20 protein-coding genes are annotated in these 25,639 nt (G+C 63.2%); 9 read left to right on the top strand and 11 right to left on the bottom strand.

Annotated elements, in window-relative coordinates:
• Nucleotides 1-243: 243 nt before the first annotated feature.
• The 3 genes from EOA19_RS15310 to htpX all read right to left on the bottom strand — a co-directional run bounded on the left by EOA19_RS15310 (nucleotide 244) and on the right by htpX (nucleotide 4,518).
• Complete coding sequence (locus tag EOA19_RS15310) at nucleotides 244-1,968, bottom strand: heparinase II/III family protein (RefSeq protein ID WP_127382023.1); 1,725 nt, start codon at nucleotides 1,966-1,968, stop codon at nucleotides 244-246.
• Between the two features lie 148 nt (nucleotides 1,969-2,116).
• The gene (locus EOA19_RS15305; RefSeq protein ID WP_245486182.1) at nucleotides 2,117-3,505 is read right to left on the bottom strand and encodes an RsmB/NOP family class I SAM-dependent RNA methyltransferase; all 1,389 of its coding nucleotides are present in this window, start codon (nucleotides 3,503-3,505) and stop codon (nucleotides 2,117-2,119) included.
• Nucleotides 3,502-4,518 (bottom strand): zinc metalloprotease HtpX, encoded by a 1,017-nt coding sequence (gene htpX, locus EOA19_RS15300; protein ID WP_128304074.1) that lies wholly within the window; start codon nucleotides 4,516-4,518, stop codon nucleotides 3,502-3,504. Before htpX ends, EOA19_RS15305 begins: the two co-directional genes overlap by 4 nt.
• A 119-nt stretch (nucleotides 4,519-4,637) precedes the next feature.
• Between htpX and EOA19_RS15295 the strand changes: the two genes are divergently transcribed.
• Nucleotides 4,638-4,859: a DUF1674 domain-containing protein gene (locus EOA19_RS15295; protein ID WP_127382026.1), complete on the top strand. Its 222-nt coding sequence runs from the start codon at nucleotides 4,638-4,640 to the stop codon at nucleotides 4,857-4,859.
• A 7-nt stretch (nucleotides 4,860-4,866) separates the two neighbouring features.
• On the opposite strand, the gene EOA19_RS15290 is transcribed toward EOA19_RS15295, so the two are convergent.
• Entirely contained in the window at nucleotides 4,867-5,532 is a 666-nt protein-coding gene (locus EOA19_RS15290; protein WP_127301864.1) for an HAD-IA family hydrolase, read from the bottom strand.
• Between the two features lie 171 nt (nucleotides 5,533-5,703).
• On the opposite strand from EOA19_RS15290, the gene EOA19_RS15285 reads away from it, so the two are divergent.
• The 3 genes from EOA19_RS15285 to EOA19_RS15275 all read left to right on the top strand — a co-directional run bounded on the left by EOA19_RS15285 (nucleotide 5,704) and on the right by EOA19_RS15275 (nucleotide 10,043).
• Nucleotides 5,704-6,573: a transglutaminase family protein gene (locus tag EOA19_RS15285; RefSeq protein ID WP_127269220.1), complete on the top strand. Its 870-nt coding sequence runs from the start codon at nucleotides 5,704-5,706 to the stop codon at nucleotides 6,571-6,573.
• 340 nt (nucleotides 6,574-6,913) lie between these two features.
• Nucleotides 6,914-8,389, top strand: a complete 1,476-nt coding sequence (locus EOA19_RS15280; RefSeq protein ID WP_128304073.1) for a TadE/TadG family type IV pilus assembly protein — start codon at nucleotides 6,914-6,916, stop codon at nucleotides 8,387-8,389.
• Nucleotides 8,390-8,774: 385 nt separating this feature from the next.
• Nucleotides 8,775-10,043 (top strand): cyclopropane-fatty-acyl-phospholipid synthase family protein, encoded by a 1,269-nt coding sequence (locus EOA19_RS15275; protein WP_128304072.1) that lies wholly within the window; start codon nucleotides 8,775-8,777, stop codon nucleotides 10,041-10,043.
• 1 nt (nucleotide 10,044) lies between these two features.
• Here EOA19_RS15275 and EOA19_RS15270 read toward each other — a convergent pair whose 3' ends face one another.
• Nucleotides 10,045-10,788 (bottom strand): MOSC domain-containing protein, encoded by a 744-nt coding sequence (locus EOA19_RS15270; RefSeq protein ID WP_128304071.1) that lies wholly within the window; start codon nucleotides 10,786-10,788, stop codon nucleotides 10,045-10,047.
• On the bottom strand, nucleotides 10,788-12,743 hold the full coding sequence (gene acs, locus EOA19_RS15265) for an acetate--CoA ligase (protein ID WP_128304070.1): 1,956 nt from the start codon (nucleotides 12,741-12,743) through the stop codon (nucleotides 10,788-10,790). Before acs ends, EOA19_RS15270 begins: the two co-directional genes overlap by 1 nt.
• A gap of 313 nt (nucleotides 12,744-13,056) precedes the next feature.
• On the opposite strand from acs, the gene EOA19_RS15260 reads away from it, so the two are divergent.
• Nucleotides 13,057-13,329 (top strand): usg protein, encoded by a 273-nt coding sequence (locus EOA19_RS15260; RefSeq protein ID WP_109664371.1) that lies wholly within the window; start codon nucleotides 13,057-13,059, stop codon nucleotides 13,327-13,329.
• Between the two features lie 58 nt (nucleotides 13,330-13,387).
• On the opposite strand, the gene EOA19_RS15255 is transcribed toward EOA19_RS15260, so the two are convergent.
• Both EOA19_RS15255 and EOA19_RS15250 read right to left on the bottom strand, forming a co-directional pair.
• Nucleotides 13,388-14,422, bottom strand: a complete 1,035-nt coding sequence (locus EOA19_RS15255; RefSeq protein WP_128304069.1) for an aldo/keto reductase — start codon at nucleotides 14,420-14,422, stop codon at nucleotides 13,388-13,390.
• Nucleotides 14,423-14,474: 52 nt separating this feature from the next.
• A complete protein-coding gene (locus EOA19_RS15250) occupies nucleotides 14,475-15,656 on the bottom strand; it encodes an MFS transporter (RefSeq protein ID WP_128304068.1) in 1,182 nt (393 codons plus the stop codon).
• Between the two features lie 119 nt (nucleotides 15,657-15,775).
• Here EOA19_RS15250 and EOA19_RS15245 point away from each other — a divergent pair, with 119 nt between their 5' ends.
• On the top strand, nucleotides 15,776-16,684 hold the full coding sequence (locus EOA19_RS15245; RefSeq protein ID WP_023811745.1) for a LysR substrate-binding domain-containing protein: 909 nt from the start codon (nucleotides 15,776-15,778) through the stop codon (nucleotides 16,682-16,684).
• 44 nt (nucleotides 16,685-16,728) lie between these two features.
• Here the strand turns inward: EOA19_RS15245 and EOA19_RS15240 are convergent, their stop codons facing one another.
• From EOA19_RS15240 to EOA19_RS15230, 3 genes are all read right to left on the bottom strand, one after another.
• On the bottom strand, nucleotides 16,729-17,778 hold the full coding sequence (locus EOA19_RS15240) for an aldo/keto reductase (RefSeq protein ID WP_128304067.1): 1,050 nt from the start codon (nucleotides 17,776-17,778) through the stop codon (nucleotides 16,729-16,731).
• A 175-nt stretch (nucleotides 17,779-17,953) separates the two neighbouring features.
• Nucleotides 17,954-18,208 (bottom strand): type II toxin-antitoxin system Phd/YefM family antitoxin, encoded by a 255-nt coding sequence (locus tag EOA19_RS15235; protein WP_023811747.1) that lies wholly within the window; start codon nucleotides 18,206-18,208, stop codon nucleotides 17,954-17,956.
• Between the two features lie 431 nt (nucleotides 18,209-18,639).
• A complete protein-coding gene (locus tag EOA19_RS15230) occupies nucleotides 18,640-19,302 on the bottom strand; it encodes a YggS family pyridoxal phosphate-dependent enzyme (RefSeq protein WP_128304066.1) in 663 nt (220 codons plus the stop codon).
• A gap of 155 nt (nucleotides 19,303-19,457) precedes the next feature.
• On the opposite strand from EOA19_RS15230, the gene leuS reads away from it, so the two are divergent.
• The 3 genes from leuS to EOA19_RS15215 all read left to right on the top strand — a co-directional run bounded on the left by leuS (nucleotide 19,458) and on the right by EOA19_RS15215 (nucleotide 25,620).
• Nucleotides 19,458-22,082 (top strand): leucine--tRNA ligase, encoded by a 2,625-nt coding sequence (leuS, locus tag EOA19_RS15225; RefSeq protein WP_128304065.1) that lies wholly within the window; start codon nucleotides 19,458-19,460, stop codon nucleotides 22,080-22,082.
• Nucleotides 22,069-22,647 carry an LPS assembly lipoprotein LptE gene (gene lptE / locus EOA19_RS15220; RefSeq protein ID WP_023811749.1) on the top strand — a complete coding sequence of 193 codons (579 nt, stop codon included), beginning with the start codon at nucleotides 22,069-22,071 and terminating at the stop codon, nucleotides 22,645-22,647. Before leuS ends, lptE begins: the two co-directional genes overlap by 14 nt.
• A 288-nt stretch (nucleotides 22,648-22,935) precedes the next feature.
• Nucleotides 22,936-25,620, top strand: a complete 2,685-nt coding sequence (locus EOA19_RS15215; RefSeq protein ID WP_128304064.1) for a DNA translocase FtsK — start codon at nucleotides 22,936-22,938, stop codon at nucleotides 25,618-25,620.
• The last annotated feature ends 19 nt before the right edge of the window (nucleotides 25,621-25,639 follow it).

Here is a 25,639-nt window from a genome sequence, read left to right as displayed (position 1 = left end):
ATGCCGTCCGGAAATCAAACCGGCGGTCAGGTGGGGCAAGGCAACGAATCCGTATTAAAACGAAAAACCCGCCTGTGTGGCGGGTCACTGGCGCAAATCAGCACCATGGGCGAATTTATACCATAGCTGAGGTCACCGAGTCAAGAAAAAATTCCTATCGCTGCCGACGCAAGCTGCCGATGCCGCCGAACTGGTTGTCGTCAGGCCTTCTGTTAACCTGCGTTGGAAGCCCTGCCAGGAGGATCAGTTGTTTTCCGGATGACCGGCGATGCTGGTGCGCGTCAGCTGCCAGTGGACTTCGGCGATTTCCGAGGCCTTGAAGGCAAGCACGATCTGGCGGCTGCGGCGCGGGCCGCCAAGACCGGCGAAATAGATCGATTCCTCGACTTCCGGCACCACTTCGGCTGCTGTGAACACCCAGGTATCGGCCTGATCGGCGGCCAGCACCAGGCGGTCATGCTCGTCCTGCAAAAGGTTGATGTCGGGGTGGACATGGAAGCGGACGGTGACGAAGTCGCGGCCATTGTTGCGGATCGCTGCATTGCCGGGCCGCTGGAAGCGGTCGCGACCAGCCAGCACATTGCCGTTCGCCGACAGTTTCAGCTCGCGCTCATGCAGGAAGCCGAAGCGCGGGACATAGCCGTCATGGCGGGCGATGAAGCCCTGAATGCCCTTCTGGTCGGTGCGCTTGCACTGCACGTGCTGCGGGCCGCCGATCAGCGGCGAACCGAGCAGGTCGTTGACGCGCAGTGAATGGCTGAAGCGCGCCGACGAGGTGTCGTTGATGGTGGCGGTCGAGTGCGCGGCGGTGGCGCGCGCCAGCGGCCGGAATTCAGCCGCGCCATAGGTGTCGATGCCGGCATTGACGATGTAGTGCTGGCGGCCGGACGACAGTTCGAAGGCGAGACAGCTGGCGTGTGCGGCGTTGGACACATCGACCGGCGGCGGCGGGCCGGTGTCGGCGATGACCGTGGTGCCGCCCATCGACAGGCGCTCATAGCCGGAATGCGGCGCATGCAGCAGCGGCGCGCCGGCGGTGTCGTCGTGGCGCAGAATGGTGGCGATGCGGTCGTGGATGGTGGCGCCCATGCCGTTGAAGCGGGCGAGGCTGCCATCCTGATGGCGAAAGAAGCGCAGCGCCGGCAGCATGCGGTCGATGGCGCCGATCAGCGCCTGCGGCGGCGTTTCCGCCTGGTTGGCATAGGTCTGGCGCAGCGGCAGAAGGTCGGCGAGGATTTCCAGGACAACCATCGGATTGCGCGAAATATGCCCGCCATCGGCGAGGATCTGGCGGTCGAGTTCCTCGGCAAGATTGCGGGTCGCGCCACGCAGGGCCGATGCCGGCGCCGGCAGGGACAAGGCAGCGAAGGCGAGCGCGATGCGGGCCCGCAGCCTGTCCTTGCCGTCGGGCATTTCGCGCGCCATCGACCTGAGGTAGCGGATCTGGATGGCAACCGATTTCAGGAAGGCGCGGTAGAAAGGGAACTCGGCGCCCTGCAATACGACCGAGGAGTGCTGCAACCAGGCGATGATGCGCTTGGCCGTCGTGCCGGGCTCCCAGGCGATGCCGGAAATATGGCTGCCATGCATGGTGATCCAGTCGGAGACCAGGGCGCGGGCATTGGCGGCGGCGAGCTCGGTGCCGGCGGCGCGCATATGGCGCAGCCAGCGAAAGCCGTGCAGCGTCTTCTGCCAGCCGTGATTGGGCACGCTGATCTGGAAAGGCGACTTGCCGCCGGTCTCGACGAGATGCCCCGACAGGGGATAGCGGCCGTAATAGATCTCGAGTGCGATCTGCGGGTCGGCGAGGCGCAGGTCCGGCGGCGCGATCAGCACACGTTCCGGCGTGCGGCCGGAATAGCGCCAGCGATAGACAGGCCCGGCGCGCAGGCGCCGGCGCGTTTTGCGCCAGAACTCCTTCGCGACAAGCGTCCACAGACGCGTCGTGCTGCTGGCAGCAAGTGCCAAAACCCCTCCTGATCGTCCTCTACCCCGGCGCCGAGTCTACATGATTGCACGATTCGTGCGAAGGCGAATTCCACGACCCCACGCCGGTTCACCTGGCTTTGCCCCCGATCCTACCCCAAAAAGTCAGTAAATCCGGGCAATTCAATCGCTAGCCGGCTCGCCGCATGCGAGCGGCGAAGAAGCCGTCGAGGCCCGAGCGCTCCGGCACGCCGAGCTCCAGATCGGCGGGCGTGGTGCGCAGCGTGCCTTGCGGCGTCAGGAACGGATCGATGCCGGCGATCTCGCCTTGCCGCAGCGGATCGTTGGCGACTTCAGGCGTGCCGGCCAGAAAGGCGTGATAGAGATCCTCGCCTTCGAGCGGATCGAGCGAACAGTTGGAAAAGACGATCCTGCCGCCGGGCTTCACCAGCGTGACGGCGCGGGCGAGCAGCCTGCGTTGCAGGTCGGCCAGTTTTTCGACATCAGCCGAAGTCTTGGTCCATGGCACGTCGGGGTGCCGCCGCACCGTGCCGGTCGACGAGCAGGGTGCGTCGAGGAGAACAGCGTCGAACAGTTCTTCTGGCTCATACTTGAGCAGGTCGGCCTGGACGACTTCGGCCGACAGGCCGAGACGGTCGAGATTCTGCGTCAGCCGCACGAGCCGGTTTTTTGACGTGTCGACGGCGGTGACTTTCGCGCCGGCAACGATCAGCTGCGCGGTCTTGCCGCCGGGCGCGGCGCAGAGATCGGCAACCCGGAATCCCGTGACATCGCCGAACAGCCGGGCGGGCAGGCTGGCCGCGGCGTCCTGGACCCACCAGGCGCCCTCGGCAAAGCCAGGCAATTCAGTGACAGGACCGACAAGATTCTCGACCCGCACCGTGCCTGTCGGCAGGACTATACCGCCGAGTTTTTCGGCCCAGAGACCGGGATCGGCCTTGACCGAGAAGTCGACCGGCGCCTCAACGCGATGCGCTTCGAGGATCTGTCTGGCCTTCTCGTTGCCGTAAGTGGTCTTCAGCCGATCGGAAAACCACTTTGGCGCTTCGTCGGTGGCGGCAAGGGCGGCAGGCAATTCCGTTTCCTTGGCACGTGCCAGTGTGCGCAGAACGCCATTGACGAGGCCGGAGAAGCGCAGCGTGCGCGGATCGGACTTGGCATGGGTCACCGCAATGTCGACGGCGGCGCTGTCGGGAATATCGAGGAACAGGATCTGAGCTGCGGCCACATGCAATATGTGCGACAAAGCGGTGGCATTAGGCGGCAGCGGCTTTTCCAGGCGCCGCGCCAGCAGCCCTGATACGGTCATGCGATAGCGCAGCGCGGTGACCAGGATCGCGCGGACAAGGCCGCGATCGCGCAAGTCGAGCGCCTTGTACTGCGGGTGGCCGTTTTCGTGATCGGTCAGCCCATCAAGCGGGGTCCTGGCATCGATGACGGCGGCAAGCAGGCGCGCCGCCGCCTTGCGAGCGGCGAGCCCGGCAACGAAGTCGCCGCCGTCCCTGTGTTCCTGATCGCCTGAAACCGTGCGTCGAGCTCCTCTGTCCGCCACGCTCACGACCACCGGCCCTTGGGCCCGGTCGGATTGCGACCCCATGGGTTGGATTTGGGCTTGGCGGGCTCCGCCGGCTGCTCGGGCTGCGCTGCCTCGCTCCACGGGCCGGATGGCCGCGGTTGATCTGCCTGCCGTGGCGTCGACGCCTGGCGCGGGGCGGCCTGGGTTTCGCCTTGCATCTGCTGCGCCATCGCCTGCAAGGCTGCGATGCGGTTCTCAGTGGCGGGGTGGGTGGAGAACAGGCTGTCCATGCGCTCGCCGTGAAGGGGATTGATGATGAAGAGATGCGCGGTCGCGGGATTGCGCTCGGCATCGGGGTTGCGGATGCGTTCGGCGCCACGGGCGATCTTGTCAAGCGCCGATGCCAGCCAGAGCGGGTGTCCACAGATTTCAGCGCCACGCCGGTCGGCCTCGTATTCGCGGGTGCGGCTGACCGCCATCTGCACGACCATCGCGGCAAAGGGCGCTACGATCATCGCCGCCAGCACGCCGACAAAGCCGAACGGATTGTTGTCGCGATTGCCACTGAAAAAGAAGGCGAAATTGCCGAGCATCGAGATGGCACCGGCAAAGGTGGCGACGATCGTCATGGTGAGCGTGTCGCGGTGCTGCACATGGGCGAGCTCGTGCGCCATGACGGCTGCGACCTCTTCAGGCGTCAGCGCTTGTAACAGGCCGGTGGAGGCAGCAACCGCCGCGTTCTGCGGGTTGCGGCCGGTGGCAAAGGCGTTCGGCTGCGGGTTGTCGATCAGATAGGTCTTCGGCATCGGCAGGCCGGCCTGTTTGGCCATTGCCTGGACGATGGCGTAATATTCGGGCGCGTTCCTTTCGTCGACCTCGACGGCACGGTTCATCGACAGCACCATCTTGTCGGCATTCCAGTAGCTGAACAGATTGGTGCCGGCCGCGAACAGGAAGGCGATCATCATGCCGCCGGTTCCGCCGATCAAAAAGCCGACGCCCATGAACAGCGCCGTCATCGCGGCAAGAAGCATGGCGGTGCGGATGGTGTTCATCGTCTGCTCCTGTCGAAATGGCACCGAAAAGGGGTCGATCGTCGTGCGTTCATGGCTATATGATGGGAAACGCCAGTTCCTGTTTCAATTGACCGGGCTCAATCTGCCGAGATTATCGCATGACCGACGAAATCAGTAAAACAGGCGCCGCTTCTGCCGAAGCGGCATCGCAGAGAGAGCTAACGCCGGCCGCACGCCGTGCGTTGGCCGAGGCCGCAGCGCGGCGGGAAGACTACCGCGAAAAGGAGGCCGCGCTGCCGAAGGAGATCGGCGGCCGCGGCGGCAAGGAGCCAGGGCGCTACGGCGACTGGGAGGTAAAGGGCCTCACCAGCGATTTCTAGATGCCGCCTAGGCGGCGTTGCGCTGCGGCTCGAGCGCGATCCAGCCACGCTCGTCGACGGTGATGCCGACCATGTCGTAGCCTGCGATCGCGGCATGTTGCGTTGGCAAGGGGTGCTTGTGCGTGGCGCTGATGACCATGACCGCGGCGCCCGCCGCTTCGGCTGCCGCGATGCCAGCTGGAGCATCCTCGAAGACGAGGCAATCGCGCGCGTCGAAGCCGAGCCGTTCCGCGCCAAGCCGGAAGCAATCGGGCGCCGGCTTGCCGCGGGAGACATCTTCCGCCGCGACGATGATGGCCGGGACGGGGATGCCGGCGGCCTTCATGCGCAACAGCGCCAGCTCACGTGGGGCGGAGGTGACGATTGCCCAGCGTTCGGGCGGCAGCGAATCGAGGAATGCCACGGCGCCTGAGATCTGGATAATGCCATCGAGATCGGCCGCCTCGGCCTTCAGCAGCAGATCAGCCTCGTATGCCGGGTCGACGCCCGGCAGTGCCAGGCCGGTGATGGTCTCGATCGCGCGCACGCCATGGATCGTCGGCAGGAAGGCGGCGACGTCGAGCCCCTGGCGGAGAGCCCAATTGCTCCACACTCGTTCCGCCGAGGCGATGGAATTGATGAGCGTGCCGTCCATGTCGAAGAGGAAGGCCGCGAATTTTCTGCCTGAATACATGATTTTCCTTGAGTCCGGGGAGGCGCTTGGTCGGGTGGCCGAACCTAACGTCTCGACTGCGGCAGGGGAAGACACGGGGGCGTGCTTTTCGATCGGCCCAGGGAACCACGATATCCTCCGGGCGTTTGGGAAGGACTGCTTCTCACAACAACGATCGAAGGGGGACCAACGGTGCTGATCCGGCTCGGCTACGAAATCGCCATCGAATGCGTAGCCGCCACGCCGGTGATTTCAGTGCTCGAGATCCATCGGGACAGGCAGGGCGACATCAAGCGGCAGACGCGGGTGCTGACCTCGCCCGCGGTGCCGACAAGGCTGTACCACGATCTGCATGGCAATGCCTGCCGGCGCTTCACAGCGCCCGCCGGTGGTTTTCGCATCCTGTACGACGCGGTCGTAGAGGATAGCGGCGAGACGGACGAGGTAAACACCCTGGCCAGGGAAGTGCCGGTGGCGGATCTGCCCGACGAAGTTCTCGGTTATCTCCTCGGCAGCCGCTATTGCGAGACGGATCATCTGAGCAGCCTGGCCTGGCAGCTCTTCGGTGACATCCCGTCTGGCTGGGCGCGCGTGCAGGCGATCGTCGACTATGTCCACAACCGGCTGTCGTTCGGCTATGGCTATGCGCGCTCGACCCGCACCGCGGCTCAGGCGCATGAGGAGCGCGTCGGGGTTTGCCGCGACTTCGCCCATCTGGCGATCACGCTTTGCCGCTGCATGAATATTCCGGCACGCTATGTGAACGGCTATCTCGGCGATATCGGCGTGCCAGCCGATCCGGCGCCGATGGACTTCTCGGCGTGGCTGGAAGTGTTCCTCGATGGCAAATGGTACACGTTCGATCCTCGCCACAACACGCCCAGAATCGGCCGTATCGTCATCGCCCGCGGCCGCGACGCCACCGACGTGCCGCTGCTGCACAGTTTCGGCCCCCACCGGCTCAGCCTGTTCAAGGTGTGGACCTATGAACAGGAAGGCAATCTGTTCAACCCGCCCTACCACGGCATCGACAGGACCGTCAGCGCACAGATGCTAGCGTAATCGCGACGCCTACCGATGCGACAGGGTGGCAGCGAGGTTCTTTCCAGGCGCAACTTTCGGGACACATGGTCCGCTTCGGCACAGTGAGCTTGTGCCGCAACAGGACGCCGTCGATGGCGTCGCGATGCCTTGGGCCAGATCATGGTAAGCGGCCGGTAAACGCGAGCGCCACGGCGCGTTCCCGTTTACCAACCGTTCACCTTTGTAGGTTCCAAAACTTAACAAAAACAACGACTTGCTGTTGGAAGGCGAGCTCTCCGCCAGGCCAAGGCGTCATCCGGCGGGAATCCTGCATTGCCCTTTCCGCGGCGACGAGGCCGAGGCGAGTGGAGGCTGTAGGATGCGGAATTACGGGGGTCTTGTTCACGCGGTCGGCGGCTTCGCCAGGGATCGCGGTGGAAATTTCGCGGTCCTGTTCGGCCTTAGCGCCTCGGTCTTGGCGCTGGCAGCGGGCTTCTCGGTCAACGTATCGCAGCTCTACAATGCCAGATCGAGCCTCCAGAGCGTGGTCGACGCCGCGGTCACGTCGACGGCACGCGACCTGACGACCGGCGCCACCAACGAAGCCGATGCCGACACATCGGTGCAGGCCTTTCTCGACGCCAACAGCCAAGCAGGCATTCTGCAGGCCGACCAGATCGTGCTCGACAGGCTGATCGTCAACAGGACTGCCAAGACGGTTCAGGCCGACGCCCATATCGATGTCGCGCTGTACTTTCCGATTTTCGGCACGGGCGACATGAAACGCGTCACCGCTTCCACAACGGCGCTCTATTCGGACAAGACCGTCGAAGTGGCGATGATGCTCGACATAACGGGATCGATGGCCAAGCGCGGCAAGGTCGACAAAATCGGCGATCTGAAAGCTGCTGCAAAAAATGCTGTTCTGACGATGCTGCAGAAGCAGGATCCGCAGAACCCCCGCATCCGCGTAGCGATTGTGCCTTATGCATCTGGCGTCAACGCCGGCAAGCTGGCGGAAAACATCTATGCCGAGAAGCAAGGCAGCTCTGAGCTCCCACCCGTCGCCGGCAGTCCGCTTCTCGTCGCCAAGACAGGCAAAAATCTGCTGCCGTCCTTCAGCGACTACATCTCCATTGTCGGCGCGGCGATGCCACGCCCCGACAATTGCGCCACCGAGCGCAAGGACAAGAACGGCAACGCGGATATGAGCGCCGACGGCCCAGACACTGTTCGCACCGACAGGAACGGCAAGAAATACTATGCCCTGGTCAACCGGGACGATCATCTCGGCGGAGGTATGAACAGGTGCCCTGATGCGGAGGTGATCCCGCTGACCGCCGACTCCGATGCATTGCTTGAATCGATCGAGGACTTCCAGGCCGATGGCTACACGGCCGGCGCGATCGCCATTCAGTGGACCTATTATATGCTGTCGCCGCAATGGCGCACTGCAATCAGGAACGCCGGTCTCGGCAAAGGCGCCTCGGATGCCGATCCGAAGAAGATCGCCAAGGTCGCGATCCTGATGACCGATGGCCAGTTCAATACCGCCTTCGCCGGGGCTGGGGACAGGTACAACAGCCAGGGCAACCTTGCGCGCGGCAACGCCGAAACGCTGTGCGAAAACATGAAAAATGATGGCATCGAGATTTTCACCATTGGCTTCGATCTGGACGACAAGGACATGTCGGCAACCGAGCGGGACCAGGCAAAGGCGGTGCTGAAGGACTGTTCATCGAAGGACGCCTCCGCCGCCAAGAGGCATTTCTTCGACGTGTCCACCGGAGCCGAATTGGACGACGCCTTTCAGGAAATCATCCGCAACACCGAAAAGGTCGCATTGACCCAGTAGTCTAGTCCGCAAACGGAAAAGGCCGCCGCTTCTTTCGAAGCCGGCGGCCTTCCGTGTTTCCGTCCGTGGCGCGGCCCTATGGCGATGACCTATGAGGTCACCCGCCGCGCATTTCGCGCCTTAACGGGAAGACTGCTTCCCGAAAGTGCAATCCGCTGAGGCCACGTTCTGGAAAACGAAATCACTCGACATCGGATCACCTCCTTTCGATTTGTTGAACACATACTCATGATGGGGTGCGTTGCAGCAAAAGACAAGGCGCAGGTTTGAAAAAGTGGGAAGGTGCTTTTGGCACGACACTGGGTTGCGGGCTGTCGGCCGGGCAGGCAAGATCATGGCATAGAGCCGAGCCGGCAATCCGGGTCGGCCCCTGTGGGAGGGATGCATGGAGGCAGCCGAGAGAGCGGCGCGGATCGTGCGGACGGTTGTCGAGACGCTGAAACCGGGCTTTGCCGTCAGGCTGTGGACCGGGGAGCGGATCGGCCCCGCCACGGGTCCAGTGCTCACCATCAACGACCAGGACATCGTCTGGCAGGTGGTGAAGCGACCATCCCTGTCGACGCTGATCGAAATGTGGATTTCCAAGACGATCGATATCGAAGACGGGACGTTTTTCGACTTCTACGCCCTGCCGTCGCAAGGCAAGCTCAGAACCAAGCTCAAATCGCTGCCGAAAATGGCGATCCTGCGCGACCTGCCTTCCGTGCTTTTGGCACGCAGGCAGATGACGGCGCGGACCGATCTGTCGGGGCGCAACCCCTATGTCAGCGGTTCGAGCCAGGAGGCGATCCAGCATCACTATGACATTTCGAACGCCTTCTACCGGCTCTTCCTTGACGAGCGCATGGTCTACAGTTGCGGCTACTTCAAGGATTTCGCCAACAGCATCGATCAAGCGCAGATCGACAAGCTCGACCATATCTGCCGCAAGCTCCGGCTGAAGCCTGGCGAACGACTGCTCGACATCGGCTGTGGCTGGGGAGCGATGCTGATCCATGCCGCGAAGAACTATGGCATCATCGGCCACGGTGTCTCGCTGTCGCAGGCCCAGACCGAGCTGGCCCGCGAACGCATTCGCGCCGAGGGGCTGGAGGACCGCATCACCATCGAGATCAAATCCTATGCGGAGCTTACAGGCAGCTTCGACAAGATCTCGTCGATCGGCATGTTCGAGCATCTCGGACTCGCCAACCACGCGACCTATTTCTCAACTGTCCACCGCCTGCTGAAGCCCGGCGGCATCTATCTGCATCACGCCATCACCAGGCGCAGCAAGGGCGACATCAAGAAGACCCTGCGCAAGGGGCCGGAGTTCAAGGCGCTGATCAAATACATTTTCCCCGGCGGCGAACTCGACACGATCGGCATGACAACAGGCAATCTCGAGGCGCACGGCTTCCTGGTCTACGACGTGGAGAATCTGCGCGAGCATTACGCCCGCACCTGTCGCCTGTGGGCCGAGCGCCTGCACGCGCGTTTCGACGAGGCAATCGCCGAGGTGGGCGAAGCCAAGGCACGGCTATGGCTGCTTTACCTGACGGGCTGCTCGATCACCTTCGAACGCGCCTCGGCACAGATTTTCCAAACCGTCGTGACCAAGCGCGCGCGTGGTCCAAGCGGCCTGCCGCCGACGCGGGCGGATCTGTATCGATAGCTTACAGGAAGCGCATCGCGTCGCCGACTTCGACGCGCGCCGGCCGGTCGACCGTGCAATAGACCCCGAGATTGTGGGCGTTATGGCGGACAAGGTTGCGCAGGATCGCCGGATCGTGATCGAAGCCATCCTGGGCGACGATGGTGAAACCGCAGCGGCGGCAGGGTTCGGAGACAGTCAGCAGGAGATCGCCGACGGCAAGCTTGCGGCCGATCCATTCCGTTTCGGGAAACGACCCTTCGATTGCCGCCATGTCGACGACGATGTTGGGGCGGAAGCGGCGTGGGTCGACGACCCCTTCCGGGTGCAACGCTTTGAGCCGTGCCAGCGAGGCGGTGGTCAGCAGATGGATGGGCGCCTTGCGATAGCGCTCCGCGGTCAGCGGGCCGGAATAGTCAGGTCCGGCATTCTCGCGGCGAAACGGCCGGATCGAGGCCCCGAAGCCGAGATAGGCCGACACCGCGCGGTCGCTCTCGATACTTGGCGCAGCCAGCCAGTTGTCCCCGGGAACGGCAATCTCGAGTTCCAGGGTCGGCGACAGCCGGGTGCGGATGCGCGGCACCTTGTGCCATTTCGGGTCGCGGTCCGGTCGCGCGATCTCATTGTCGGACGCGTCGACGAGGCCGAACATGCGGTCGCCCTCGATGCTCTCGATATCGACCGAGATTGTTTCCCGACGCTCGCCGGCAAGCGAACTCGCCGGATAGCGCCAAAGCTCACTGACAGTGCCGAGCGCGGCCTGCATCAGCTCTTCTTGTTCTGCCGGTTGGCGATCAGGTCTTCGACGACGGCCGGGTCGGCGAGCGTCGAGGTATCGCCGAGGGCGGAGAAATCGTCCTCTGCGATCTTGCGCAGGATGCGGCGCATGATCTTGCCGGAACGCGTCTTCGGCAGGCCGGGCGCGAACTGGATCTTGTCGGGCGAAGCGATGGCGCCGATCTCCTTGCGGACATGGGCAACCAGCTCCTTGCGCAGTTCCTCGCTCGGCTGCTCGCCGGCCATCAGTGTGACGTAGCAGTAGATGCCCTGGCCCTTGATGTCATGCGGATAGCCGACGACGGCGGCTTCCGAAACCTTGTCGTGGCTGACCAGTGCGGATTCGACCTCGGCCGTGCCCATGCGATGGCCGGAGACGTTGATGACGTCGTCGACGCGGCCGGTGATCCAGTAATAGCCGTCGGCGTCGCGGCGACAGCCGTCACCGGTGAAGTACTTGCCCTTGTAGGTCGAGAAATAGGTCTGGATGAAGCGATCATGATCGCCATAGACGGTGCGCATCTGGCCGGGCCAGGAATCGGTGATGCACAGATTGCCGTCGGCCGCACCTTCCAGCACCTTGCCGTCGCCGTCGACCAGCTGCGGCTTGACGCCGAAGAAGGGCCGTGTCGCCGAACCCGCCTTGAGGTCGGTGGCGCCGGGCAGCGGCGTGATCAGGATGCCGCCGGTCTCGGTCTGCCACCATGTGTCGACGATCGGCACCTTGCCGTTGCCGACGATGTTGAAATACCACTCCCAGGCTTCCGGATTGATCGGCTCGCCGACCGAACCCAGCACGCGCAGCGACTTGCGCGACGTCTTCTTTACGTGCGCATCGCCGGCGCCCATCAGCGCGCGCAGGGCCGTCGGCGCGGTGTAGAAAATGTTGACCTTGTGCTTGTCGATGACTTCCCAGAACCGCGACTGCGACGGATAATTCGGCACGCCTTCGAACATCAGCGTGGTGGCGCCGTTGGCGAGCGGACCGTAGACGATGTAGCTGTGGCCGGTGACCCAGCCGACATCGGCGGTGCACCAGTAGATGTCACCGTCATGGTAGTCGAAGACATATTGGTGGGTCATCGAGACGTAGACGAGATAGCCGGCGGTGGTGTGCAGCACGCCCTTGGGCTTGCCGGTCGAGCCCGATGTGTAGAGGATGAACAGCGGGTCCTCGGCCTTCATCTTCTCGGGCTTGCATTCGGCTTTTACCGTCGCGACCTCGTCGTGGTACCAGACGTCGCGGCCGGGAACCCAGCCGGTCTTGCCGCCGGTGCGACGCACGACCACCACCTTTTCGACTTTCGTCCCGGCCTTCGCGGCGATCTCGATCGCCTTGTCGGTGTTTTCCTTCAACGGGATCGGCTTGCCGCCGCGCAGGCCTTCATCTGATGTGATGACGAAGGTCGACTTGCAGTCGTCGATGCGGCCGGCCAGCGCATCCGGCGAGAAACCGCCGAAGACGATCGAATGGACGGCGCCGATACGCGTGCAGGCCAGCATCGCATAGGCGGCTTCCGGGATCATCGGCATGTAGATGGTGACGCGGTCGCCTTTCTTGACGCCGTGTTTCTTCATCACATTGGCGAGCCGGCAGACATGCTCGTAGAGCTCGTTATAGGTGATCTTCTTGTCGTCGTAGGGATTGTCACCTTCCCAGATGATGGCGGTCTGGTTGCCGCGCTTCTTCAGGTGCCGGTCGATGCAGTTGTAGGAGACATTGGTCAGTCCGTCCTCGAACCATTTGATCGAGACCTTGCCGTCGAAGGAGGCGTTCTTGACCTTGCTGAAGGGCTTGAACCAGTCGATCCGCTTGCCGTGCTTGCCCCAGAATTTGTCCGGGTTCTTGAGGCTGTCGGCATACCATTTCAGGTAGGTGTCATTGTCGATCAGCGCGTTTTTCTTCCACGCCGGCTGGACGCGATGGACATGAACCTCGGACATTCCTGACTTTCCTCCCGAACAATCGCCGGCTTGAAATGCCGGCGGGATCGCAGCGACACGGCCGCGAATTCGGCGGCATTATTACCAGTTCCGCCGTTACGGCAACATTAGACGTTGGATTCGCGCGGCGGGATGCCGCAGGTGTTTTTCCCGCCGCTGTCAGCACTCGATCAGCGTCGCTGCTAACTGCATGTTTTCGCGCGGAAAACCCGTTTTCGATCAGGAAAAATCAATAGACAGTTAAGCAACGGCGCGCACACTCTGACGTTGGGAGGAAAGGAGACTCAACCAGGACCGCCCAAGGGGGACTGCCATGCGCGACCATTCCGAAATGGACCTGATGCTCAAAGGCTATGGCCTGACCACGGCCAAGATTCTCTATCACTTTCCCGATCATCCGCATCTGTTGCAGAGCTTCATCTGGCAGGACTACGATCTGGCGCCACAATTTCCGGTACTGATCAAGTTCATCGAGTTCTGGAAGGCCAAGCTGGACGGGCCGCTGCATTCGATCAGCTACACCCACCAGAAGCTGATCGCGCCGAATGAATGGCGCAAGGTGGATGGCGAGTTCGTGCTGCACTGAACGCGGTACAGCCGATCTCCCCCGCAAGGGGGGAGATTGGCAGCTTCAACGCCAGTGCTCACACCACCGGCGGATTGAGCCGGGCAAAGCCTTCCTGCCGCCGATACGGGAAGTACGGGTAGGGCGCGGTGACTTCGCTTGCCGCGTCGAGTTTCCTGATCTGCTCCGGCGTCAAATTCCAGCCGACGGCGCCGAGGTTCTGGCGCAGCTGTTCTTCGTTGCGGGCGCCGATGATGACGGAGGAAACAGTCGGACGCTGCAGCAGCCAGTTGATGGCGATCTGCGGCACGGTCTTGCCGGTTTCCAGCGCCACCGCATCGAGCGCATCCATCACCCGATAGAGATGCTCGTCCTCGACCGGCGGTCCGAAGCTTGCCGTGTCGTGCAGCCGGCTCTTTTCCGGCAAGGACTGGCCACGGCGGATCTTGCCGGTCAGGCGGCCCCAGCCAAGCGGGCTCCACACCAGCGCGCCGACGCCCTGGTCGAGGCCGAGCGGCATCAGCTCCCATTCATAGTCGCGCCCGACCAGCGAATAGTAGACCTGATGCGCGACATAGCGTGGATAGCCTTGGCTGTCGGCTTGCGCCAACGACTTCATCACCTGCCAGCCGGAGAAATTGGAGACGCCGACATAGCGCAGCTTGCCGGCGCGCACGAGTTCGTCCAGCGTCGACAAGACCTCCTCGATCGGCGTCCCGGCGTCGAAAGCGTGCAGTTGCAACAGGTCGATGTAATCGGTGCCGAGGCGCCTCAGCGCATCATCCACGGATCTGATCAGCCGCGACCGAGACGAGCCATAGTCGGCCGGCCCATCGCCCATCGGCAGCGCGGTCTTGGTCGAGATCAGCACGGCATCGCGGCGGCCTTTTATCGCTTCGCCAAGCACCTCTTCCGAGGCGCCGTTCGAATAGACGTCGGCAGTATCGAACAGATTGACGCCGGCCTCCAGGCAGATGTCGATCAGCCGCCGCGCTTCCCTGGCGTCGCTGTTGCCCCAGGCGCCGAACAGCGGGCCGGAACCGCCAAAGGTTCCCGCGCCAAATGAGAGTGCGGGCACTTTCAGGCCCGATGCACCGAGACGTCGGTAGTCCATCTTTTTGCTCCTGTGGAATGAAGGGTGTGGAAAGCGGGTTTGCAGAGGACGGTCACGACCGGATGGAGGCAGGCTCGCCGAGCGTGGCGGTGCGATCGAGACGCAGCGCCAGCCCCGCCACACCGAGTGCCGCGAGCGGCAGCAGGGCGGCGACCCAGGTGAGTGAGCCCAGGCCAAGGCCATGGGCAATCACCGCACCACCAAGCCAGGCACCTGCCGCATTGCCGAGATTGAAGGCGGCGATGTTGAAGGACGAGGCGAGGCTCTGGCCGGCACCTTGTGCCTTTTCCAGCACCCACATTTGCAGCGGCGCCACGGTGGCGAAGGCGGCGGCCCCGAGCAGACCGACATAGATGACGGCCATCACCTGGCTGTGGATGGCGAAGGTCATGGTGGCGAGCACCAGGGCCAGCACCACGAGACTGCCCAGCACGGCCGGCACCAGCCAGCGGTCGGCGACCTTGCCGCCAAGCAAGTTGCCGGCAATGAGGCCGCCACCGAAGACGAGCAGGATCGGCGACACGGCCGCTTCCTTGAAGCCGCTGATCTCGGTCAGCAGCGGCGCGATATAGGTGAAGACGGCGAAGACACCGGCATAGCCGAGCACGGTGGTGGCAAGACCGAGCAGGACAGGCGTGCGGCGCAAAACGGCGAGATCGGCGCGCAGATCGCTCTTTTCGGGCGCTGTTCGGCTGCGCGGCACCAGAGCCAGGATGACGGCGAAGGCCGCCAGACCGACCAGTGTCACCGCCCAGAAGGTCGCCCGCCAGCCGAAGGCCTGGCCGAGCCAGGTGCCGAAGGGTACGCCGAGGATGTTGGCGATGGTGAGCCCAGTGAACATCAGCGCGATCGCCGAGGCTTGTCTGTTGGGCGCGACCAGCCCGGTGGCGACGACAGAGCCGACGCCGAAGAAGGTGCCATGGGCGAAGGCGGTGATGATGCGGGCGCCCATCAGCGTCCAGTAGTCGGGCGCCAGTGCACAGGCGAGATTGCCAAGCGTGAAGATCGCCATCAGCGCCAGAAGCACGGTCTTGCGTGGCCAGTTGCCGGTGGCGATGGTCAGCAGGGGCGCGCCGATGACGACGCCGAGCGCATAGCCCGAAATGAGCTGGCCGGCGGCCGTGATCGAAACGCCGAGATCCTTGCTGACATCGAGCAGCAGACCCATGATGACAAATTCGGTGACGCCGATGCCGAAGGCACCGGCGGCAAGGGCGTAAAGAGCAAGAGGCATGGCGATTTCCACTTCGATGAGGAAGAGCGCCGTCCCGCGCCCCGACCCGTGAGATCGTGCTGCGACGCATTGTGAACCAGACTTGCCTTGGGCACATTTTCTGTGAAATAGATTCACAAATGGCCAGACCCGACATCAATCGCTCCGGTGAGATCGAAGTGTTCGTGCGCGTTGTCGAGGAAGGCAGTTTTTCCTCTGCCGCACGCGCCTTGCGCATGACGCCATCGGCGGTGAGCAAGCTGATCGCGCGGCTGGAGGCCCGGCTTGGCGCGCGGCTGGTCAGCCGTTCGACGCGAAAGCTGCAACTGACGCCGGAAGGCACAGCCTTCTACGACAGCGGCCTGCGCATCCTCGCCGACATGGCGGCGGCCGAGCAGGAGGCAGCGGCGGGTGCTTCACCGCGCGGACGTTTGCGCGTCAACAGCTACGTGCCCTTCGGAGTGCACCGGCTGATCCCGCTTCTGCCTCGGTTCCTCGAACGCTACCCCGAAATCTCAGTCGATCTGGTGCTGACCGACAGCGTCATCGACCTGATGGCGGAACGGGCCGATGTCGCCATCCGTGCCGGGCCGCTGAGTGAGTCACGGCTGGTGGCGCGCAAGCTCGGGCAAAGCCCGGTGGTCGTCGTTGCAGCACCTTCCTATCTGGAGGCGCACGGCACGCCGCTGACGCCAGCGGATCTCGACAGGCACAACCGCATGGGCTTCGGGTTCGTCAGGCATATCGATGGCTGGCCGTTCCTCGACGCGGACGGCCGCGCCATCATGGTTCCCATCACCGGCAACACGCTGGTCAGCGATGGCGAGGCGATGCGGCTGATGGCGCTGGCGGGCGCGGGCGTCGCCCGGCTGGCCCACTGGCATGTGGCGGCCGATATCGCCGCGGGTCGGCTGGTGTCGCTGCTGGAGGCATTCAATCCCGGTGACGAGGAGCCCACCCACGCCGTCTATGTCGGCCAGGGCCGGCATCTGCCGGCGCGGGTGCGTGCCTTTCTCGATTTTCTGGGTGAGAGCGTCCGGCTGACCTGACATCCCGGGAGCCACGGCTCACGGGATGTCAGCGTGGGCTGTATTTATGCTTTCGGCGTGAACGGCGCCGGGCGGCGGCCCGCTGCCTGGCGCTCCAGCATCCAGCCGGGATATTCGGACGGCAGGGCGCTGACCTCGTCGAGACGAAGCAGATCGTCGCTGTCGAGCTTCACTTCCGTCGCGGCAAGGTTCTGCTCCAGCTGCTCCATGCGGCTGGCGCCGATGATGACGCTCATCACGAAGGGCTTGGCCAGGACATAGCCGAGCGCCACCGTGGCGACGCTGACATCATGCTTTTTGGCGATTTCGCGCATGACGGTAACGGTCGCCCAGGCACGGTCCTCATTGACCGGCGGGAAGTTGAAGGACGCGCGGCGGCCTTCGCCATTGCCGGGCGCGCCGGGGCCGTACTTGCCGGAGAGCAGGCCACCGGCCATCGGCGACCACACCATCAGGCCGAGCTTCTCCTCGTTGAGCAGCGGCACGATCTCGCGCTCGAGGTCGCGGCCGGCGATCGAATAGTAGGACTGCACGGTCTCGAAACGGGCAAAGCCCTTGCGCTCGGCGATGCCGAGCGCCTTGGCGATGCGCCATGCCGCCCAGTTGGAGACGCCGACATAGCGAACCTTGCCGCTGGCAACGAGATCGTCGAGCGCCCGCAGCGTTTCGTCGATCGGCGTCACGGTGTCGGTGCCGTGCAGCTGGTAAAGATCGATATGGTCGAGTTGCAGCCGCTTCAGGCTGGCATCGACCGAATCCATGATGTGGCCGCGTGAAGAGCCGCGCTGGTTCGGACCGTCGCCCATGGCGCCGTGGGCTTTGGTGGCGATGACCACATTCTGCCTGTTCACGCCGAGATCCCTGAGCGACTGGCCGAGCAGCCGTTCGGATTCGCCAAAGGAGTAGACGTCGGCCGTATCGAAGAAATTGACGCCGGCGGCGAGCGAATGGGCAACGATCTCGTTGACGCCCCTCTGGTCGAGACTGGCGATCAGGCCCCATTGGGCATTTTCACCGGCAGCACCGAAGGTCATGGTGCCGAGGCAGATTTCGGAGACGAACATCCCCGTATTTCCAAGCTGATTGTAACGCATGGTGGCGGCTCCAGAGAGTTTGTGATGACGCAAAGCAAATAGGAACGGTACGTTTCGTTTCCAATTGCTGGCTCAACGAGCCCGCCGAGTTGGCCTATAACCCCTCACCGCATCTAATGCGCCATCAGAAAGCGCCCGCTGCATTCACCGAACGAGGTTCGCATGAGTATGCGGATTATAAGTCTATAACTCGGATCTTCGTCTTCGGGCGGCGATTGACCTCCTCGACGAAGTCGTCATCCCACACGGGACCTGAGAGAAGATATTCCGCAAGCGAAGGTGTTGCGCCGACCAGTCGGTCGTAGTTCTCGGGGGAGAGTACGACAGCAGTTGGCTTTCCGCGCACCGTGATGGTTTGTGGCCCTTGTTCCCGCGCCTGCCGTACGAATTTCGACAGATTGTTCTTCGCGTCCTTAAGATGCCAGTTCAAGGGCACTACTCGCTAGATGGCTTCGCTAGTCATATACCAGATGCCGTTGAAGCATGGCAGGGTTTCCGCTCGAACAGATGTGTTGCTAGTCCCTCGACATGGGTTGGAAGCTATTGGCAGCGAGAATCTATAGCCTCTTTCGGCGGCAGATCGCAAACCTCGGGATAAACATCTCTCTCGTCGTCATCCACGGGCGGAGCAAGGAGCGCAGCGACGCAGCGCAGACCCGAGGATCCATCCCGCGACATCTGCCGAAGAATGCAGCGGAACAGAATTCTGCACCGCTGCATTTTCCTTGTCGTCACGGCATGGATCCTAGGGTCTGCGCTCCGCTTCGCGTCGCTCCGCCCTAGGATGACGAAGGTGTGGTGGCCTGCAGCCAATCGAATATGTTGAAATTTAGCGACTAGAGACCGGTCTGTGCATCGGAACTATCGGCTGCCGAAGATCGCCGAACCGACGCGGACGCTGGTGGCGCCGAAGGCGATCGCCGTCTCGTAGTCGCCAGACATGCCCATCGAGAGTTTGGCGACGCCGGCTTCCTTGCCGAGCTTTTCCAACAGCGCGAAGTGCGGGCCGGGGTTCTCATCGGCCGGCGGGATGCACATCAGGCCCTCGATGGCGAGGCCATGCACGTCGCGGCAGCGGGCGACAAAGGCCACGGCGTCGCGGGGCTCGATGCCTGCCTTCTGCGGCTCGGAGCCGGTGTTGACCTGGACGTAGAGCTTCGGTGCGCGGCCCTGCCTGGCGATCTCCTTGGCCAGTTCGGCGGCGATCTTCTCGCGATCGATCGTCTCGATGACGTCGAACAGCGCCACAGCCTCCTTGGCCTTGTTGGATTGCAGCGGGCCGATCAGATGCAGTTCGATGTCGGGAAATGCGTCCTTCAGATCAGGCCATTTGCCTTGCGCCTCCTGCACGCGGTTCTCGCCGAAGACGCGCTGGCCGGCCTCGATGACCGGGCCGATGTCGGCAGCGTCGAAGGTCTTTGAGACCGCGACCAGCGTCACGACGCCGGCTTCGCGGCCGGCCTCGCGCTCGGCGGCGGCGATCTTCGCCTTGACCGCGAAAAATTGCTGAACGGCGTCACCCATATGCAAATCCTGCTGTTTTGACCGGCGTTTTTGTCAGACGCGATACCCATATGGTTGACGGGTTTGCCAAACCATGGTGAACACCCGGACCACATTCCCTGAACTGCCGAGCCATCGCCCGCAGTTCGCGCCTGCTTTTAAGTGAAAAACGTCCCATGGCAACCGAACGATACAATCCACGCGCGTCAGAGCCCAAATGGCAGAAGGCCTGGGACGCCAAGAAGCTGTTCGAAGCGCACAATGACGATCCGCGCCCGAAATACTATGTGCTGGAGATGTTTCCCTATCCGTCGGGGCGCATCCATATAGGCCACACCCGCAACTACACGATGGGCGACGTGGTGGCGCGCTACAAGCGGGCCAAGGGCTTCAACGTACTGCACCCGATGGGCTGGGACGCCTTCGGCATGCCGGCCGAAAACGCGGCGATGCAAAACAAGGTCCACCCCAAGGAATGGACCTACCAGAACATCGCCACCATGCGCGAGCAGCTCAAGGTCATGGGCCTGTCGCTGGACTGGGCGCGCGAATTCGCCACCTGCGAAGTCGACTACTACCACCGCCAGCAGATGCTGTTCCTCGATTTTGTCGAGAAGGGGCTGGTGACGCGCAAATCCTCCAAGGTCAACTGGGACCCGGAGGACATGACCGTGCTCGCCAACGAGCAGGTCATCGACGGGCGCGGCTGGCGCTCGGGCGCGCTGGTCGAACAGCGCGAACTGACGCAGTGGTTCTTCAAGATCACCGACTTCGCGCAGGATCTGCTGGATTCGCTCGACGGCCTCGACGAATGGCCGGAAAAGGTGAAGCTGATGCAGCAGAACTGGATCGGCCGCTCGGAAGGCCTGCTGATCCGCTGGCCTCTGGCCGACGCCTCTGATGGCGAGCATGAGCTGGAAGTCTATACGACAAGGCCCGACACCATCTTCGGCGCTTCCTTCATGGCTGTCGCCGCCGATCATCCGTTGGCCAAGAAGGCCGCTGCGCACAATCCGGCGCTGGCGAAGTTCATCGAGGATATCGGCCATATGGGCACCTCGGTGGCGGCGCTGGAGACAGCTGAGAAGAAGGGTTTTGACACCGGCATCCGCGTCGTCCATCCGTTTGACGACAACTGGATGCTGCCTGTCTATGTCGCCAATTTCGTGCTGATGGAATACGGCACCGGCGCCATTTTCGGCTGTCCGTCCGGCGACCAGCGCGACCTCGACTTCGCCAACAAATACGGCCTGCCGGTGATTCCGGTGGTGATGCCGGAAGGCGAGAATCCGGCGACGTTCCAGATCATCGATGAAGCCTATGTCGATGACGGCGTGATGATCAATTCGCGCTTTCTCGACGGCATGAAGCCGGATCAGGCTTTCGACGAGGTCGCCAAACTGCTGGAGCAGAAGACCATCGGCAACCGGCCGATGGCCGAGCGCAAGGTGAATTTCCGCCTGCGCGACTGGGGCATTTCGCGCCAGCGCTACTGGGGCTGCCCGATCCCGATGATCCATTGCGAGGCTTGCGGCGTGGTGCCGGTGCCGAAGGCGGACCTGCCGGTGAAGCTTCCCGACGATGTCGATTTCGATCGCCCGGGCAATCCGCTCGACCGGCATCCGACATGGCGCCATGTGAAATGCCCGCAATGCGGCAGGGATGCCCGGCGCGAAACCGACACGATGGACACGTTCGTCGATTCGTCCTGGTATTTTGCCCGCTTCACGGCACCGTGGGCGCATGAACCGACCGATCCCAAGGCGGCGAATGAATGGCTGCCGGTCGACCAGTATATTGGCGGCATCGAGCACGCGATCCTGCACCTGCTCTATTCGCGCTTCTTCACCCGCGCCATGCGTGAGACCGGCCATGTCGATCTGGCCGAGCCGTTCAAGGGCCTGTTCACGCAAGGCATGGTGGTGCACGAAACCTATCGTGTCGGCACGGCATCGAATGGCCGCTGGCTGGCGCCCACCGAGGTTCGGCTGGAGGATGTCGACGGCAAGCGCAGCGCCATCGACATCGCCACCGGCGAGGCCGTCACCATCGGCCCGCTGGAAAAAATGTCGAAGTCGAAGAAGAACACGGTGAGCCCGGAAGACATCACTGACGGCTACGGCGCCGATACAGCGCGCTGGTTCATGCTGTCGGATTCGCCGCCCGAACGCGATGTCGAATGGACCGATGATGGCGCCGCTGGCGCGCATCGCTTCATCCAGCGCATCTGGCGCCTGGTGTCGACGGCGGCCGAGACGCTAGCCGGCATCAAGCCCGCGGCGGCCGGCAGCGGCGAAGCCGCAGTGGTTTCCAAGGCTGCGCACAAGATCCTGAAGGCGGTCGGTGAGGATATCGAGAAGCTCGCTTTCAACCGCGCCATCGCCCGCATCTACGAACTGGCCAACGCGCTGACCACGCCGCTCAACGAGGTGGCCGAAGGCAAGGCCGATGCAGCGCTGAAAGGCGCCTGCCGGCAGGCGGTGGAGATTCTCGTGCATCTGATCGCGCCGGTCATGCCGCATCTGGCCGAGGAGTGCTGGGCAGCGCTTGGCGGCACCGATCTCGTTGCCGAACGGCCTTGGCCGGTCTTCGATCCGGCGCTGGTCGTCGACAACGAAGTCACCTATCCGGTACAGGTCAACGGCAAGAAGCGGGGGGATTTGACAATTGCCCGCGACGCGGACCAAGGTGCGGTCGAAAAAGCGGTATTGGCTCTCGACTTCGTGCAGAAAGCACTCGAAGGGAAGGCTCCGCGCAAGGTGATCATCGTGCCGCAGAGGATCGTCAATGTCGTTGCCTGATCGGGAAAAGACAGAGTTGAGCCATTTGCTGCGCCGCATAGCGCTTGCCGGCCTGATAGGTTCGCTCGCGCTTGTCTCGGCCTGCACGGTGCGGCCGCTCTATTCGAGCGCGCCACTGTCGGGTTCGCAGGCCAGTGCCAGTGCCGAACTGGCGTTGATCGGCATCAAGCCGGTCAATACGCGTTACGGCCAACAGGTGCGCAACAATCTGATTTTCGGGTTTGGACGAGGCGCCGGCGAGCCGGCCTCGCCGGCATATTCGCTCAATCTCGGCGTGACCGAAGCGGTCGAGTCCGCGGCACTCGTGCAGGTCGGAACGGATGAAGACGAACCGACCGCCGGTTCCGTGACGCTGACCGGCAGCTATACGCTGGCCGATGCGAAGACCGGCGTGGTGATCGCATCCGGCAAACGTTCGATCACCTCGTCCTTCGACAGGCCGCGTCAGGAATTCGCCGCATACCGGGCGCAGATCGACGCCGAGAATCGCGCTGCGCGAGAGTTGGCGGAAGCGCTGCAGCTGTCCATTGCCCAGGACCTTGTCCGGCACGGCAAGACCGGCTAGCGCACCTCATCGCTTCACGGAAACGGTCTGGCTCCAGGCACGATGGGGTGATCGCGGGATCATGACCAGATTCTCGAACAGAGATTGTCCGAAGACCCATCGAGCTGCTGCGGCACGGCGAGTAGATCGCGCCACCAGCGTGGATGCGGCGAGACGACGATCGTGCCGTGTCCTCGCAGACCACCACGAAGATTTTGGTGCCCAGGATGGTCGGCGATCCATCCGGGAAGCAACTGTTAACCACTCGCTCCCTATTGCTCGGCAGACATTTCAAAGTGAGTCTTGAGAATGGAAGCCAAGCGTTTTTCCCGGGTCAATTTATCGACGGCTGCATTGCCTGATGGCCCCGAGGGGAAGCGCTTGGAGAGCATCTGCGACAGGGGTGGTCAGCGAAGTTCTTCCGCGGCAGGCGACCTTGATCGTCCGGCTCGCAAGGAGCCGGACGGCCGGCAGCCCACCACACGCCGGGCCGGCTATTCCGCACCGGTGGTCGATCTCGGCGGCAACAAGCGGCCCTATATGGAGCCGCGGGGTGGCTCGGACGATACGCCTTCGAAAATCGGCGATATCGAGAGCCCTGCCTGGCAGGAATATTTCTTCCTTGCACCCAACGTGCGTTTTACACGCACGCCGGACTATGAGGCCAGGAAGCATCGTCCGCCGCACGAGCGTGTTGTCGAACACGCCGCGACGCGCCCAGCAGAGCAAGCCGTTGCTCAATCCATGATCAACGGGGCGTCTTCCGCGCCTTCGCTACTGGCATTGCCGGCTTCGGTGAAAAGCCCTGCTTCCCAGCCGCTGGCCGGCCACGCCTCGCAAGGGCCACTGCCGCCGGCTGCTGCTTTTGTTGCCCCGGAGCGCACCAGGGAGAGGGTGCCAGCCGTTGCGCCGGTGCCGCCGAGGTCGGTCGCTACGGCACGGGCATCCGCGCGCGCGTCCGTTGCTCCGGGCGCCAAAACGACCACTTCCGAAAGGCTGCGCTGGCCATATCTTTCGGATCATGCCTTCTTCGAGGCCATGGCACCCTATCTGGTCGACGTTTCGTCGCCGGCCCGGCAGACCGGTCCAGCGTCGCCTGCACCGGTCGCCGTGGCGCCAGTGACCACTATGCCGATCGACATTCGCCCGACGACAGGGGCCGATGCCACCGCATTGTTTCGTGTCATCGACTGCCTTCCGGGCCAGGTCTTGAAGCCGTTGCCGGATGTTTGGCCGGCCAATTCGAACCGGACCGTCGCCCAACCTGGCGTGCCGGCGAGCAATGCGCCGTCGCCGGTCCAGGCTGTCGCAATCCCAGCCGCCAAAAGCGATGCCGTTTCCGTGTCGGCCGCGCCAAGTGTGAACGTCCCTGCCAGGGCCGTTGGCGCCCGCTCCGCGCGCTTGCCTGGGGCTGGAAAGGTCGTGCTGTCAACCGCAGGCGATCCCTATGAGCTTCCCTCGGAAGAGCTGTTGCAGCAGCCACCGGAGGGACAAGGCTTCTACATGTCGCAGGAGCGGCTCGAGCAGAACGCCGATCTGCTGGAAAGCGTGCTCGAGGACTTCGGCGTGCGTGGCGAGATCATTCATGTTCGCCCAGGCCCGGTCGTCACGCTCTATGAGTTCGAGCCGGCGCCGGGCGTCAAATCTTCTCGCGTCATCGGGCTTGCAGACGATATCGCCCGCTCCATGTCGGCGATTTCGGCGCGCGTCGCCGTCGTGCCTGGCCGCAACGTCATCGGCATCGAGCTCCCGAACGAGATGCGCGAAACCGTCTATTTCCGGGAGCTGATCGAATCGGAAGGCTTTCGCAAGACCAACTGCAAGCTGGCGCTTTGTCTCGGCAAGACGATCGGCGGCGAGCCGGTCATCGCCGAGCTGGCGAAGATGCCGCATTTGCTGGTGGCCGGAACCACCGGCTCCGGCAAGTCGGTCGCCATCAACACCATGATCCTGTCGTTGCTCTATCGGTTGAAGCCGGAAGAATGCCGGCTGATCATGGTCGATCCCAAGATGCTCGAACTCTCTGTCTATGACGGCATCCCGCATCTTCTGACGCCCGTCGTCACGGACCCCAAGAAAGCCGTGACGGCGCTCAAATGGGCGGTGCGCGAGATGGAGGACCGGTATCGCAAGATGGCGCGGCTCGGTGTGCGCAACATCGACGGCTACAACGAGCGTGCCGCCGCTGCCCGCGACAAGGGCGAGACGGTTGTCATGACGGTGCAGACCGGCTTCGAAAAGGGCACCGGCGAACCGCTTTTCGAACAGCAGGAAATCGACCTTGCGCCGATGCCCTACATTGTCGTCATCGTCGACGAGATGGCCGACCTGATGATGGTCGCCGGCAAGGAGATCGAAGGCGCGATCCAGCGACTGGCGCAGATGGCGCGCGCCGCCGGCATTCACCTGATCATGGCAACGCAGCGCCCCTCGGTCGATGTCATCACGGGCACGATCAAGGCCAACTTCCCGACCCGGATTTCCTTCCAGGTGACATCGAAGATCGACAGCCGCACAATCCTGGGCGAGCAAGGCGCCGAACAATTGCTTGGCCAGGGCGACATGCTGCACATGATGGGCGGCGGGCGCATTTCCCGCGTGCACGGGCCATTTGTTTCCGACGCGGAGGTCGAGCATGTGGTCGCGCATCTCAAGGCGCAGGGCCGCCCTGAATATCTGGAAACCGTGACGGCCGATGAGGACGAGGAAGAAATCGAAGACGATCAGGGCACGGTCTTCGACAAGGGTTCCGTTGCAGCCGAAGACAGCGACGCGATCTACGACGAGGCGGTCAAGGTGGTGGTGCGCGACAAGAAATGCTCGACGTCCTACATCCAGCGGCGCCTCGGCATCGGCTACAACCGCGCTGCGTCCCTGGTCGAGCGTATGGAAAAGGAAGGCTTGGTCGGCACACCCAACCATGTCGGCAAGCGCGAAATCATCATGGGCCGGCGCCAGCCGGCAAGCGCGTCCGAGGACGATGGCGCGGATTGAGCGGCAGTCTGCTTGGAGC

The organism is Mesorhizobium sp. M7A.F.Ca.US.010.02.1.1 (assembly GCF_004023085.1).
Lineage (GTDB): Bacteria > Pseudomonadota > Alphaproteobacteria > Rhizobiales > Rhizobiaceae > Mesorhizobium.
The sequence above is the reverse complement of the archived record's forward strand: the minus strand, read 5'-3'. Positions and strand labels throughout refer to the sequence as shown.

Coding starts and splice junctions, on each gene's coding strand:
- EOA19_RS15240 (WP_128304067.1), bottom strand. CDS start 17,778: ATGCGTTACAATCAGCTTGGAAATACGGGGATGTTCGTCTCCGAAATC.
- EOA19_RS15215 (WP_128304064.1), top strand. CDS start 22,936: ATGGAAGCCAAGCGTTTTTCCCGGGTCAATTTATCGACGGCTGCATTG.
- lptE (WP_023811749.1), top strand. CDS start 22,069: ATGTCGTTGCCTGATCGGGAAAAGACAGAGTTGAGCCATTTGCTGCGC.
- EOA19_RS15270 (WP_128304071.1), bottom strand. CDS start 10,788: ATGCAGGCCGCGCTCGGCACTGTCAGTGAGCTTTGGCGCTATCCGGCG.
- EOA19_RS15280 (WP_128304073.1), top strand. CDS start 6,914: ATGCGGAATTACGGGGGTCTTGTTCACGCGGTCGGCGGCTTCGCCAGG.
- EOA19_RS15255 (WP_128304069.1), bottom strand. CDS start 14,422: ATGGACTACCGACGTCTCGGTGCATCGGGCCTGAAAGTGCCCGCACTC.
- leuS (WP_128304065.1), top strand. CDS start 19,458: ATGGCAACCGAACGATACAATCCACGCGCGTCAGAGCCCAAATGGCAG.
- EOA19_RS15230 (WP_128304066.1), bottom strand. CDS start 19,302: ATGGGTGACGCCGTTCAGCAATTTTTCGCGGTCAAGGCGAAGATCGCC.
- EOA19_RS15275 (WP_128304072.1), top strand. CDS start 8,775: ATGGAGGCAGCCGAGAGAGCGGCGCGGATCGTGCGGACGGTTGTCGAG.
- EOA19_RS15260 (WP_109664371.1), top strand. CDS start 13,057: ATGCGCGACCATTCCGAAATGGACCTGATGCTCAAAGGCTATGGCCTG.
- htpX (WP_128304074.1), bottom strand. CDS start 4,518: ATGAACACCATCCGCACCGCCATGCTTCTTGCCGCGATGACGGCGCTG.
- EOA19_RS15250 (WP_128304068.1), bottom strand. CDS start 15,656: ATGCCTCTTGCTCTTTACGCCCTTGCCGCCGGTGCCTTCGGCATCGGC.
- EOA19_RS15295 (WP_127382026.1), top strand. CDS start 4,638: ATGACCGACGAAATCAGTAAAACAGGCGCCGCTTCTGCCGAAGCGGCA.
- EOA19_RS15245 (WP_023811745.1), top strand. CDS start 15,776: ATGGCCAGACCCGACATCAATCGCTCCGGTGAGATCGAAGTGTTCGTG.
- EOA19_RS15290 (WP_127301864.1), bottom strand. CDS start 5,532: ATGTATTCAGGCAGAAAATTCGCGGCCTTCCTCTTCGACATGGACGGC.
- acs (WP_128304070.1), bottom strand. CDS start 12,743: ATGTCCGAGGTTCATGTCCATCGCGTCCAGCCGGCGTGGAAGAAAAAC.